Origin of the sequence: Pseudomonas oryzihabitans, from assembly GCF_032027545.1 — a bacterium.
Classification (GTDB): domain Bacteria; phylum Pseudomonadota; class Gammaproteobacteria; order Pseudomonadales; family Pseudomonadaceae; genus Chryseomonas; species Chryseomonas oryzihabitans_F.
In genome coordinates this window covers 358,260-370,640 of record NZ_JAVSJB010000004.1, presented here as the reverse complement: position 1 = coordinate 370,640, position 12,381 = coordinate 358,260, and the positions used below count along the sequence as shown (strand labels likewise).

Genomic DNA, 12,381 nt, shown 5'->3' with positions numbered 1-12,381 from the left:
CCCCTTGCAGGTGACCGTTTGGCGACAGTAAGACGACTATTGGGTGTCGCTGTGCTTGGCCGACTTAGACGACAGCCGCAGGCTGCGCAGACTACGCTTCACGCCCTTGAGGTGCTCTACCAGTGCCGGCCCGCGCGACATGGCCACGCCCATGGCCAGGACATCGATCACCACCAGGTGGGCAATGCGCGAGGTCAGGGGCACGTAGATGTCGGTGTCCTCGTGCACGTCGATGGCGATGTTCACCGTGGACAGTTCTGCCAGCGGCGTCTGCCCCGGGCAGAGGGTGATCAGCGCGGCGCCATTGTCGCGCACCAGGTTGGCGGTGATCAGCAGGTCCTTGGAACGACCCGACTGGGAGATGCAGATGGCCGCATCGGAGGGGGTCAGGGTCGCTGCCGACATGGCCTGCATGTGCGGGTCGGAATAGGCGGTGGCGCTGAGCTGCAGGCGGAAGAACTTGTGCTGGGCGTCGTTGGCCACCGAACCGGAGGCGCCGAAGCCGTAGAACATCACCCGCTGGGCCTTGGCGATGGCCTCGATGGCCGTCTCCAGGGCGCGCATGTCCAGCCGCTCGCGCACGTCCATCAGGGTATGCAGGGTGGTGTCGAAGATCTTCAGGCTGAAGTCCTCCACCGCATCGTTTTCATGGATGGCGAACTGGCCGAAACTGGCCCCCGCCGCCAGGCTCTGCGCCAGGCGCAGCTTGAGATCCTGGAAGCCATCGCAACCGATGGCGCGGCAGAAGCGCACGATGGTGGGCTCGCTCACGCCGACGTTGTGGGCCAGATCGGCCATGGAGCTGTGCATGACCGCTGCCGGATCCACCATCACCTGCTCGGCGACCTTGAGCTCCGACTTGCGCAGCAGGTGGCGGGATTGAGCAATGTGTTGCATGAGGTTCACAGGCAATATCTCGTCTAGCAGAGGGGATGTAGTGCCTGGCACTTATACTACATAACGCCTGCCAAGGCTCTTGCTCATTACGATTCAGCACGGCCGCACGGGGCGTCGCGCCGGGCTCTGCGTAGCCTTCACCGGGCCGGACTACCGGCTGCAGGACAACTTTTTTCCAGCCGCGCGCAAGCTTCTGCGCAACTCCTTGAGCACCCGCGCACAGTCGCCCTGCCCTGGCTTCTCGAATCACGATCAAGTAATTGATTTAAAAGGACTTTTACTTGGATGGCACGGCATTTGTCTGGTCACTGCTCACCCGGGCCGTGAAGCCCATTACCCAGGCAAGGAGAGCGCCATGCCAACCCCCGCGTATCTGTCCCTCGAAGGCACCAAGCAAGGCCTGATCACCGCCGGCACCTTCACCGAGGATTCGGTCGGCAACATCTTCCAGGAAGGTCATGAAGACCAGATCCTGGTCCAGGCCTTCAACCACCAGGTGATCATCCCGCGTGATCCCCAGTCCGGCCAGCCCACCGGCCAGCGCGTGCACAAACCGCTGATGATCACCAAGGTCTTCGACAAGGCCTCGCCGCTGATCTTCAACGCCCTGACCTCCGGCGAACGCCTGAACAAGTGCCGCTTGGAGTGGTACCGCACCTCGGCCACCGGCACCCAGGAGCACTATTTCACCATCGAACTGGAAGATGCCATCATCGTCGACGTCCAGTCGCGCATGCCCAACTGCCAGGACCCGAGCATGGCCCACTTCACTCATCTGGAAGACGTCTACTTCACCTACCGCAAGATCGTCTGGACCCACGAAGTCTCCGGCACCTCTGGCTCCGACGACTGGCGTTCGCCGATCGCCGCCTGACGGCCCGGCCGCTACGGCTACGCCCCTTTCTAACCCCCTCTGGCCAGCCCTGCTGGCCAGAGGCTCTTCCGCCCCGCCCTACCCCTTCGCCTCCCATCCGTCTGGTTTGGCGCTCCTTTCCCCGCGTCGGTAGAATGCGGCGATGAACGACGACATCTCCCTGCTGCTCAATTCCCTCAACGACGCCCAGCGCCAGGCCGTGGCCGCGCCCCTGGGTCGCCAACTGGTCCTGGCCGGTGCCGGTTCGGGCAAGACCCGGGTACTGGTACACCGTATCGCCTGGCTGATCCAGGTCGAGCGCGCCTCGCCGCACTCCATCCTCTCGGTGACCTTCACCAACAAGGCCGCCGCCGAGATGCGCCATCGCATCGAGCAGCTGCTGGGCATGAGTCCGCAGGGCATGTGGGTCGGTACCTTCCACGGCCTGGCCCATCGTCTGTTGCGCGCCCACTGGCAGGAAGCGGGGCTGGCGCAGAACTTCCAGATCCTCGACAGCGACGACCAGCAGCGCATCGTCAAGCGGGTGATCCGCGAGCTGGGCCTCGACGAGCAGCGCTGGCCGGCGCGCCAGGCGCAGTGGTTCATCAACGGCCAGAAGGACGAGGGCCTGCGTCCGCAGCATATCCAGGCCGCGGGTGATCTCTTCCTCAGCACCATGCGCAGCATCTACGAAGCCTACGAGGCGGCCTGCGCTCGCGCCGGGGTGATCGACTTCTCCGAGCTGCTGCTGCGCGCCCTGGACCTGTGGCGCAACAGTCCCAGCCTGCTGGAACACTACCAGCGGCGCTTCCAGCATCTGCTGGTGGACGAATTCCAGGACACCAACGCCGTCCAGTACGCCTGGCTCAAGCTGCTCGCCCAGAACGGCGCCAGCCTCATGGTGGTGGGGGACGACGACCAGTCCATCTACGGCTGGCGCGGCGCCAAGATCGAGAACATCCAGCAGTTCAACGAGGACTTCTCCGCGGAGATCATCCGCCTGGAGCAGAACTATCGCTCCACCGACACCATCCTCAAGGCCGCCAACGGCCTGATCGCCCACAACTTCGGCCGCCTCGGCAAGGAGCTGTGGACCGACACCGGCGAGGGCGAGGCCATCACCCTCTATGCCGGCTTCAACGAGCACGACGAAGCGCGCTACATCGTCGAGACCATCGAGAGCGAATTCAAGAAGGGCATCCGGCGCAGCGAGATGGCCATCCTCTATCGCTCCAACGCCCAGTCGCGGGTGCTGGAAGAGGCCCTGCTACGCGAGAAGATCCCCTATCGCATCTATGGCGGCCTGAGATTCTTCGAGCGCGCCGAGATCAAGAACGCCATGGCCTACCTGCGGCTGATCCAGCATCGTCACGACGATGCCGCCCTGGAGCGGGTGATCAACGTGCCGCCGCGGGGCATCGGCGAGAAGACCGTGGAAGCCCTGCGCAGCGCCGCGCGGGCCCAGAACACCTCGCTGTGGCAGGCGTTGCACGACCTGGTCGGCGCCCGCGCGGTCTCCGGTCGCGCCGCCGCGGCGCTCAACGCCTTCGTCGAACTGGTCGACACCCTGGCGCTCAAGGCCGAGGACCTGTCCCTGCACAACCTGGTGCAGCAGATCATCGAGCAGACTGGCCTGGTCACCTTCCACAAGGAAGAGAAGGGCGAAAAGGGCCAGGCCCGAGTGGAAAACCTGGAGGAACTGGTCAGCGCCGCGCGTTCCTTCGACTTCAGCGGCGACGAGGAGATGACGCCCCTGGCGGCCTTCCTCGACCACGCTGCCCTGGAATCCGGCGACACCCAGGCCGATAGCCATGAGGACAGCGTCCAGCTGATGACCCTGCACAGCGCCAAGGGCCTGGAGTTTCCCCTGGTGTTCCTCGCCGGCATGGAAGAAGGGCTGTTCCCGCACAAGATGAGCCTGGAGGAACCCGGCCGTCTGGAAGAAGAACGTCGCCTGGCCTATGTGGGTATCACCCGCGCCATGCGCCGGTTGGTGATGAGCTATGCCGAGACCCGTCGTCTCTACGGCAGCGAGACCTACAACAAGGTCTCGCGTTTCGTCCGCGAGGTACCGGATGGGCTGATCCAGGAAGTGCGGCTATCCAATGCGGTCAAGCAGCCCTTCGCCGGCAACCGCCCCAGCCCCTTCGCCCAGGCGCCGATCCCGGAAACCACCTTCAGCCTCGGCCAGCCGGTGCGCCACGCGCTGTTCGGCGAGGGCGTCATCCTCAACTACGAAGGCTCCGGCGCCCATGCCCGGGTACAGGTGAACTTCACCTCCGAAGGCAGCAAGTGGCTGATGGTGAGCTACGCCAAGCTCGAGCCGCTCTAGGATGACAGCGTCCTGGCTGTTCTGGGCCCTGCTGGCAGCGGCTTTTGCCGCCCTCACCGCCATCTTCGGCAAGCTTGGCGTGGAGCATGTCAACGCTGACTTCGCCACCTTGCTGCGCACCCTGGTGGTGGTCCTGGTCCTGGCAGCCATCGTCGCGGCCACCGGTCAGGCGCAGCCCCTGGCCAGCATCGCCGGTCGGACCTATCTGTTCCTGCTGCTCTCGGGCGTGGCGACCGGCCTGTCCTGGCTGTGCTACTACCGGGCGCTCAAGCTCGGTCCAGCCTCGCTGGTAGCGCCAGTGGACAAGCTGAGCGTGGTATTGGTGGCCATCTTCGGTGTGGCGCTGCTGGGTGAGCGCCTGGACCTGCGTCAGTGGTGCGGCATCGCCGCCATCGGCGGCGGCGTATTACTCCTCGCCTGGAGGCCCTGAAAGGGCGCAGGAAACGGGCCAGACCACCGGTGGGAGATTGCCGGACGGCAGAAGGCGGCCTAGCCCATTTCCTGCATTATGCAATCCTTTGCCATCGGCACTGTTATTCAAACGACCGACTTAGAGCGATTCTGCCGCGTCGATCCCCGGGCGGCAATGCCTGCGAACGGGAAATGCGCCCTAGTGTTGACCACCCTTGTCCTGCTCCAGCGTCTCGATGAAGGCGATCTGTAGGCGCGAATGCACGCGGATGAACCAGCGCCACAGCAGGGCGATCACCCCTACCGCCACCACCGCGATCAGTAGTAGCCACTCGCCGCGTGGCAGGATGTTGCTGCTCAGGGCGGCGAGCAGTACCAGGATGGCGGCCAGCGACAGCAGCGGGATCAGCTCGCTGACCAGCCGTCGCACAGGCTGGGTGTAGCGTCCGGCCTGGGTCTGGCGCACGCTGAGTTCGGCCATCAACATGGCCAGTGCCTTGAGCTTGCGGTAGGCGGCGATCAGGCAGGGCAGCGAAAGCAGCAGCGCGCCACCCCAGATGCAGGCCTTCTGCATGTCGGCATCGGTGATCCAGGTGCTCAGCCAGCCGGCCAGGCCGCCGGCGAAATAGGTGCCGCCGAGGAAGATGGCGATGACCAACGACAGGTTGATACCGACCTGCAGCAGGATGCGTCTCATCATCCCGGCCAGTATCGCCTTCTCCCCCTGGGGCTGGATGCTGCGCAGCCACTCGCCATAGACCCCCAGTACCCGCTGCAGCGGCTGCGGCAACCAGCTGCCGATGCACAGCGCCAGCGGATCGGCCGCCCTGATCAGATAGGGCGTGAGCAGAGTGGTGACCGCCGAGACAGCCACCGCCACCGGATAGAGGAAATGGCTGGTGACCCCCAGGGTGATGCCCAGGGTGGCGATGATGAAGGAGAACTCGCCGATCTGCGCCAGGCCCATGCCCACCCGCAGCGAGGTACGGCCATCGTTGCCAGCGATCAGGGTACCCAGGCTGCAGGCGAGGATCTTGCCCAGTACCACGACGATGCTGATCACGGTGATCGGCCAGGCGTACTCGATCAGCACCTTGGGATCGAGCAGCAGGCCGATGGCGACGAAGAAGATGGCGCTGAACATGTCGCGCAGGGGCTCCACCAGCTTCTCGATCTGCAGCAGCTGGCGTGACTCGGCCATGATGGCGCCGATCAGGAAGGCTCCCAGCACCACGCTGTACTCCAGCTTGGCCACCAGCAGGCAGAAGCCGAAGCACAGCCCCAGCACCGTGATCAGCAGCATCTCGTTGCTCTCGAAGGTGGCCACGTAGGCCAGCAGGCGCGGCACCAGCAGGATGCCGATCACCAACGCCACGATCATGAACAGGCTGAGCTTGCCCAGGGTCGCGGCCACCGCGCCCGGCTCCACCGAGCCACTCACCGCCAGGCCCGACAGCAGGGCGATGATGCCGATGCCGAGGATGTCCTCGACGATCAGCACACCGAAGATCTGCTGGGCGAAGCGCTCGTGCTTCATCTTCAGCTCGTTGAGCGCCTTGACGATGATGGTGGTCGAGGAGATGGCCAGGATGGCACCGAGGAACAGCGAATCCATGTGCGACCAGCCGAACAGCTGCCCCACCTGGTAGCCCAGCCAGAGCATCAGGCTGATCTCCAGGAAGGCGGCGATGAAGGCCGTGGCGCCCACGCGGAACAGCTTGCGCAGGGAAAATTCCAGGCCGAGGCTGAACATCAGGAAGATGACGCCCACCTCGGCGAGGGTCTTGATGCTCTCTTCGTCGTGGATCAGACCGAAGGGCGGGGTATGGGGTCCGATGATGAAGCCGGCGAGGATGTAGCCCAGAACCACGGGCTGCTTGAAGCGGTGGAAGAGGATGGTCACCACGCCGGCCACCAGCATGATGACCGCCATGTCCTGGATGAAAGCTAGAGCGTGCATCGGCCGGGCCCTCCTTTGACGGGCCGGGCATTCTCCCGACACCTGCGCTGACTGGAGTTCAAGACTAGCATCTGCAACCTCTTGTGACGGATGCTGCAAAGATCTGTAATAGATTGATGTGCCTGGAAATTTCCACCCGAAACGACACGCTTCGAGAGCTGCGCTGGAAAGCCGACAGGGCAAAATACCGAAACAATTCACGCTGGCTGTACTTGACCGGGCAGCGCAAGATGTATCCAACACCAGACTCTTCACTGAGAGAACACCACATGCAACGCCTGATGAGCTTCTTCATGATCCTCTGCCTGGGCCTCACGCTCAGCCTGGACGCCAACGCCAAGCGCATGGGCGGCGGCAAGTCCGCCGGCGCCGCGCCCATCCACCAGACCCGTCAGGCTGCGCCGCCGCAGCAACCCGGCATGGCTGCACCCGCTGCCGGTGCCAGCGCTGCCGCCGCGGCCCGTCCGGCCAGCGGCGCTTCCCGTTGGCTCGGCCCGCTGGCCGGCATCGCCGCCGGTGGCCTGCTGGCCTCCATGTTCATGGGTGACGGCTTCGAAGGCTTCCAGTTCTTCGACTTCCTGATCCTGGCGCTCATCGCCTTCGTGATCTTCCGCCTGATCGCCCGTCGCAAGCAGCAGGCCGGTCCGCAGCCCGCCGTCGCTGGCCATGCCCCGATGCAGCGTGAGATGCCGACCCAGCCCACCAATGGCGGTCTGTTCGGTGGCGCCGCCGGTACCGCCCCGGTGATCGATGCGCCGAGCTGGTTCAATGCCGAGCGCTTCGTCGCCGCTGGCCGTGAGCACTTCATGAGCCTGCAGCAGCACTGGGATGCCAACGAGATGGACAAGATCGCCGAGTTCGTCACCCCGCAGATGCTGCAGTGGCTGCGTGACGAGCGCGCTGCCCTGGGTGAAGGCTTCCAGTCCACCTACATCGAGAACCTCAACGCCAACCTGGACGGGGTAGAGGATCTGCAGGGCAAGACCATCGCCACCATCACCTTCAGTGGCGTTTCCAAGGAATCGCGCTTCGACCAAGGCCAGCCGTTTAGCGAGAGCTGGCGCATGGAGCGCATGGCCGGTGAGAACCAGCCCTGGCTGCTGGCCGGTATCCGCCAGAACACCTAAGCGAAGGCGGTATCGAGAAGCCCGGCTCTACGCCGGGCTTTTTCATGGCCACGCGACGCCGACCATCTCTCGAAAACGCTATCAAGTCCGTAGGGAAACTGCCGTTATCCCGGACTGAACTGCTAACCTTGCGCGCCTCTTCCCTATTCCATCCGGTGCGCATTTCGAGAGAGGCCTGCTATGGAAGACGTCATCGAACGCCTGCGTGAAGAAAACGAACCCGTTCCGGTGCCCCTGGAGCTGCCCGATGAAGACCTGCTGGTCGAGATCGAGGAAGAACTACTCATCAGCCTGCCGCCGGAATTCCGCGAATTCCTGCTCACCGTCAGCGACGTGGTCTACGGCCGCATCGAGCCGGTGACCGTCACCGATCCCCAGTCCCATACCTATCTGCCGGAAGTCGCCGCCACTGCCTGGGACGAAGGCCTGCCGCGGGAATACATTCCCCTCTGCGCCAGCGACGACGGCTATTACTGCGTCAGCCAAGAAGGCGAGGTACTGCTGTGGGAAGACGGCGACCTGACCGACGAGTCCTGGGATTCGGTGTGGGTCTGGGCACGCGACGTCTGGCTGGAAAGCTGACGCTACCGGCACTGAACGACCCTGCCCTGCGTGGGTCTGGATAAGGCCATCACTTCCGGAGGATGCGTCATGAGCACTCCCGTCGTCCTGATCACCGGCGCCGCTGGCGGCCTCGGCCGCGCCCTGGCGCAGCGTTTCGCCCAAAGTCGCTGGCGCGTCGCCGCGGCCGACCGCGATGCCGAGGGCCTGCACGGACTGAACGGCATCGTCGGCCTGGACTCCAGCGTGACCGCCGACATTTCCAATGCCGAGGGCTGCCGTAGCCTGGTCAGCAAGGTGATGGCCCGCACCGGGCGGCTGGATGCCCTGATCAACGCCGCCGGCATCTGGCGCGAAGGCGAGGTGGAAACCTTCAGCGAAGAGGACTACGACCTGGTGATGGCGGTCAATCTCAAGGCCACCTTCTTCATGTGCTCGGCCGCCATTCCCTTCCTCAAGGAAAACCGCGGCGTCATCATCAATGTGGCGAGCGGCGCCGGTCGCCAACCCATCGCCGGAGCGGCCGCTTACGGCGCAGCCAAGGCCGCCGTGCGCTTCTTCAGCCAGAATCTGGCGGTAGAGCTCGCCCGCGATGGGGTACGGGTCAATGCCGTGTCCCCTGGAGACATCGACACCCCCATGCTGGACTTCCAGGCTGACCACTATGGCAGCGGCGATCCCGCCGGCTACCGCCGCAACCTGCTCAATCGCTATCCCCAGGGCGATACCGCCCGCTTCATCCAGCCCAAGGAAGTGGCCGAGTTCGTCTACTTCCTCTGCCAGCCCCAGGCAGCGGCGATTTCCGGAGCCGACCTGCCCATCGACTTCGGCCTTTCCGCAGGTCGTTGACGGCTGTGACAGTCGGCGCCAGTGCGCCGTCTACAGGATTTCCCACCCCTTGAGGACACGCCCTTGGAAGCCGGCAACCACCAGTTGAGCATGACCATCCTGATGACCCCGGACCTGGCCAACTTTTCCGGCAACGTCCACGGGGGTGCCCTGCTCAAGCACCTCGACGAAGTGGCCTACGCCTGCGCCAGCCGCTATGCCGGTCGCTACGTGGTCACCCTGTCGGTGGACCAGGTGATCTTTCGCGAGCCCGTGCATGTCGGCGAACTGGTGACCTTCCTCGCCTCGGTGAACTACACCGGCACCACCTCCATGGAAATCGGCGTCAAGGTCATCACCGAGAACATCCAGCAGCGCTCGGTGCGCCACACCAACAGCTGCTTCTTCACCATGGTCGCGGTGGACGAGAACGGCAAGTCCTGCCCGGTCCCCCAACTCGAACCGGCGACCCCGGACGAGAAGCGCCGCTGTGTACAGGCGCAGCAGCGCCGGCAGATCCGTCGGGAACTTCAGGAGCGCTATCAGGCACTCAAGGACACCCTCTGAGTTTTGCCGGCTAGGTCGCCGTCGTTCGACGGCAGCGGCTCCAGGATCTGGCAACTCCCCTCCCGGAGCCTGCCATGCCGCATGACACCCCCCTGCTATCCACCCTGGCGATCGGCCTGGTCCTGGCCTTCGCCTTCGGCACCCTGGCTACCCGGCTGAAGCTGCCACCGATCGCCGGCTACCTGCTCGCCGGCGTCGCGGCTGGCCCCTTCACGCCCGGCTTCGTCGCCGATCCCGAGTTGTCCAAGGAGCTGAGCGAGATCGGCGTCATCCTGCTGATGTTCGGCGTGGGACTGCATTTTTCCATCAAGGATCTACTGGCGGTCAGGCGCATCGCCGTCCCCGGCGCCGTTGTCCAGATCGCGGTCGCCACCCTCATGGGCATGGGCGTCAGCCATTTCCTTGGCTGGAGCCTGGGCAGCGGTCTGATCTTCGGCCTGTCGCTGTCGGTCGCCAGTACCGTGGTACTGCTGCGGGCGTTGGAAGAACGCCAGATGGTGGAAAGCCGGCGCGGCCGGATCGCCGTGGGTTGGCTGATCGTCGAAGACCTGCTGATGGTACTGGCGCTGGTGGTCCTGCCGGCACTGGCCGGGCCGCTGGGCGGTGAGGCCGAGGCGCAGGGAGACAGCAGTCTGGCGCTCGAACTGGGCCTCACCGCCCTCAAGGTGGGGGCCTTCATTGCCCTGATGCTGGTGGTGGGGCGGCGGGCCATTCCCTGGCTACTGGCCCGGGTGGTCCGCACCGGCTCGCGAGAGCTGTTCACCCTGGCGACCCTGGCCATCGCCATGGGTATCGCCTACGGCTCGGCGGCGCTGTTCGGCGTGTCCTTCGCCCTGGGCGCCTTCTTCGCCGGGGTGGTGCTCAACGAATCGGAGCTCAGCCATGACGCCGCGGAAAATTCGCTGCCATTGCGCGAAGCCTTCGCCGTGCTGTTCTTCTTTTCGGTGGGTAGCCTCTTCGATCCGGCGATCCTGCTGGAGCAACCCTTGGCGGTGCTGGCCACGGTGGCAGTGATCGTCTTCGGCAAGTCCATCGCCGCGGCGCTGATCGTCCTGGCCTATCGCCGACCGCTGAGCGTGGCCCTGACCATCGCCGCGAGCCTGGCGCAGATCGGTGAATTCTCCTTCATCCTCGCCAGCCTCGGCCTGTCGCTGAAGCTACTCGACCAGGGCGCCCACGATCTCATCCTGGCCGCGGCGATCATCTCCATCATCCTCAATCCGCTGCTGTTCCACGGCATCGACCTGCTGCAGCCCTGGATGGAACGTCGCGAGGGGCGCCGGCTGGTCAACGTCAAGGGCAAGCATGCGCCGGAACTGGACGACGACGAGCCCGACACCGTCGCGCAGCGGGGTCACCTGGTACTGGTAGGCTATGGCCGGGTCGGCCGCTACATCTGCGAGCGCCTGGATGACACAGGGTCGCCGCTGATCGTCATCGCCGACGAACCCGAGCATGTCACGGCGCTGCGCCAGAAGGGCTTCAAGGCGATCCTGGGCAATGCGACCCAGGAAAAGGTGCTGGCCCGGGCGAAGCTCCAGGAAGCCCGGGCGCTACTGCTGGCCATTCCCACCGGCTTCGAAGCCGCGGAAATCGCTCGCCGGGCACGCGAGCTGGCGCCCGGCCTGCACATCCTCGCCCGCGCTCATCACGACGACGAGATTCGTCACCTGGAAAACAACGGCGTGGATGAAGTGATCATGGGTGAACGCGAGATCGCCCACGGCATGTTCCGCTACCTGGGCCTGGAACAACCCGGTGAACATGAGGCGGAGCCCCGCAGGACTCCGCAACCTAGCGGCGCTGGATCTTGAAGTTGAAGGTCTTGGTGGCCTTGCGCGGCACGATCTGGCCGCCCGCTACGCGCGGGGCGAAGCGCCATTCGCCGAGCACCTCGAGCACGGCGCGCTCCAGTTGCGCATTGGAGGCTTCCAGCACCTGGATATCGGCCAGCCGGCCCTCGGCGGTGACGGTGAACATCACCCGTACCTCGCCACCCACGCCGCGACGACGCAGCATCTCCGGATACTCCGGCGGCGTCATCTTGATCGGCCGGATATCGGCATCGTCGATGCTGCCGGTGGGCAGGCCGGCGGTCTTCGGCGGACCGGAGACCTGGCTGGTGGCCGGTGACTGCTGACTGGATGCCGGGGCGGCGGGCGCAGGCGTCGGTGCCGAACTGGAGGTGGGAGCGGCTTCCGCCACCGGCTCTGGCGCGGGTTCGACCTTCTTCGGCAGCGGCTTCTGCTGGGTATGCTCAACCGGCTTGGGCTTCGGCTTGGGTTTGGGCTTCTCCACCACCGGCTTGGGTGGTTCCACCGGTTTCGGTGGCTCCACGGGCTTGGGCGGCTCCGGTGGTGGCGGCTCGGGCTGGGGAGGCGGCGGTGCCGGGGGTGCCGGCGTGGGCGCCGGCGGCTCGGGGGTCGGCTTGGGCAGCTGGATGAAGCTGACCTGCATGGGCTCGTCGCCCTTGGCGATCTTCAGCTCCGGGGGCGCCTGGACCACCACGAACAGGGCCGCCGCCATGCTGGCATGCATCAGCAGCGACAGTACCGAGGCGGCACCCCAGCCACGACCGCGCGGTGGCTGCTCGCTCGGTTCGGCAGCGCCTACCGAAGTCAGTACCGGGGTGAGGATCTCTTCGTTACGCTCCGGCATCCGGAACGACAGGATGGTAGCCGAGGGTTCGCTACGCTTGGCATTGACCCCCGCCACGGGCTCCACGTCGCCTGCCAAGGCGGCCCTGACGGGGCCCGGGACGGATTCCACTTCATCACCATCGGCACGCGCGGCGACTACGAGAGGTTCAGGCTTGGCAAGAGACGTCGGAGCCATGGGAGCAATA

The 12,381-nt window shown here is 65.2% G+C and carries 11 protein-coding genes; 8 read left to right on the top strand and 3 right to left on the bottom strand.

Annotation, left to right across the window (positions count from 1 at the left end):
* Positions 1-36 precede the first annotated feature (36 nt).
* Positions 37-906, bottom strand: coding sequence for a transcriptional regulator HexR (hexR, locus tag RND78_RS09050; protein ID WP_312727926.1), 870 nt, complete (start codon positions 904-906; stop codon positions 37-39).
* A gap of 346 nt (positions 907-1,252) precedes the next feature.
* Between hexR and RND78_RS09045 the strand changes: the two genes are divergently transcribed.
* The 3 genes from RND78_RS09045 to RND78_RS09035 all read left to right on the top strand — a co-directional run bounded on the left by RND78_RS09045 (position 1,253) and on the right by RND78_RS09035 (position 4,512).
* A complete protein-coding gene (locus tag RND78_RS09045; RefSeq protein WP_059228695.1) occupies positions 1,253-1,771 on the top strand; it encodes an Hcp family type VI secretion system effector in 519 nt (172 codons plus the stop codon).
* 142 nt (positions 1,772-1,913) lie between these two features.
* Positions 1,914-4,082 carry a DNA helicase II gene (uvrD, locus tag RND78_RS09040; RefSeq protein ID WP_312727922.1) on the top strand — a complete coding sequence of 723 codons (2,169 nt, stop codon included), beginning with the start codon at positions 1,914-1,916 and terminating at the stop codon, positions 4,080-4,082.
* Position 4,083: 1 nt separating this feature from the next.
* The gene (locus tag RND78_RS09035; RefSeq protein WP_312727919.1) at positions 4,084-4,512 is read left to right on the top strand and encodes an EamA family transporter; all 429 of its coding nucleotides are present in this window, start codon (positions 4,084-4,086) and stop codon (positions 4,510-4,512) included.
* Between the two features lie 180 nt (positions 4,513-4,692).
* Here RND78_RS09035 and RND78_RS09030 read toward each other — a convergent pair whose 3' ends face one another.
* Positions 4,693-6,453: a cation:proton antiporter gene (locus RND78_RS09030; protein WP_312727916.1), complete on the bottom strand. Its 1,761-nt coding sequence runs from the start codon at positions 6,451-6,453 to the stop codon at positions 4,693-4,695.
* Positions 6,454-6,722: 269 nt separating this feature from the next.
* Between RND78_RS09030 and RND78_RS09025 the strand changes: the two genes are divergently transcribed.
* The 5 genes from RND78_RS09025 to ybaL all read left to right on the top strand — a co-directional run bounded on the left by RND78_RS09025 (position 6,723) and on the right by ybaL (position 11,350).
* On the top strand, positions 6,723-7,580 hold the full coding sequence (locus RND78_RS09025; RefSeq protein WP_312727913.1) for a TIM44-like domain-containing protein: 858 nt from the start codon (positions 6,723-6,725) through the stop codon (positions 7,578-7,580).
* 180 nt (positions 7,581-7,760) lie between these two features.
* Entirely contained in the window at positions 7,761-8,162 is a 402-nt protein-coding gene (locus RND78_RS09020) for an SMI1/KNR4 family protein (RefSeq protein ID WP_007160107.1), read from the top strand.
* Between the two features lie 69 nt (positions 8,163-8,231).
* The gene (locus tag RND78_RS09015) at positions 8,232-8,990 is read left to right on the top strand and encodes an SDR family oxidoreductase (RefSeq protein WP_312727911.1); all 759 of its coding nucleotides are present in this window, start codon (positions 8,232-8,234) and stop codon (positions 8,988-8,990) included.
* Between the two features lie 63 nt (positions 8,991-9,053).
* The gene (locus tag RND78_RS09010) at positions 9,054-9,536 is read left to right on the top strand and encodes an acyl-CoA thioesterase (RefSeq protein WP_312727910.1); all 483 of its coding nucleotides are present in this window, start codon (positions 9,054-9,056) and stop codon (positions 9,534-9,536) included.
* Between the two features lie 74 nt (positions 9,537-9,610).
* Positions 9,611-11,350 carry a YbaL family putative K(+) efflux transporter gene (gene ybaL / locus RND78_RS09005; RefSeq protein WP_312727909.1) on the top strand — a complete coding sequence of 580 codons (1,740 nt, stop codon included), beginning with the start codon at positions 9,611-9,613 and terminating at the stop codon, positions 11,348-11,350.
* Here the strand turns inward: ybaL and RND78_RS09000 are convergent.
* Positions 11,331-12,305, bottom strand: a complete 975-nt coding sequence (locus tag RND78_RS09000) for a TonB family protein (RefSeq protein ID WP_312727907.1) — start codon at positions 12,303-12,305, stop codon at positions 11,331-11,333. The two genes, ybaL and RND78_RS09000, sit on opposite strands and share 20 nt — an antisense overlap.
* Positions 12,306-12,381 lie beyond the last annotated feature (76 nt).

Excerpts from the sequence above, each read along its gene's own strand:
- RND78_RS09045 (WP_059228695.1), top strand. The coding sequence starts at position 1,253 with ATGCCAACCCCCGCGTATCTGTCCCTCGAAGGCACCAAGCAAGGCCTG.
- uvrD (WP_312727922.1), top strand. The coding sequence starts at position 1,914 with ATGAACGACGACATCTCCCTGCTGCTCAATTCCCTCAACGACGCCCAG.
- RND78_RS09035 (WP_312727919.1), top strand. The coding sequence starts at position 4,084 with ATGACAGCGTCCTGGCTGTTCTGGGCCCTGCTGGCAGCGGCTTTTGCC.
- RND78_RS09030 (WP_312727916.1), bottom strand. The coding sequence starts at position 6,453 with ATGCACGCTCTAGCTTTCATCCAGGACATGGCGGTCATCATGCTGGTG.
- RND78_RS09025 (WP_312727913.1), top strand. The coding sequence starts at position 6,723 with ATGCAACGCCTGATGAGCTTCTTCATGATCCTCTGCCTGGGCCTCACG.
- RND78_RS09020 (WP_007160107.1), top strand. The coding sequence starts at position 7,761 with ATGGAAGACGTCATCGAACGCCTGCGTGAAGAAAACGAACCCGTTCCG.
- RND78_RS09015 (WP_312727911.1), top strand. The coding sequence starts at position 8,232 with ATGAGCACTCCCGTCGTCCTGATCACCGGCGCCGCTGGCGGCCTCGGC.
- ybaL (WP_312727909.1), top strand. The coding sequence starts at position 9,611 with ATGCCGCATGACACCCCCCTGCTATCCACCCTGGCGATCGGCCTGGTC.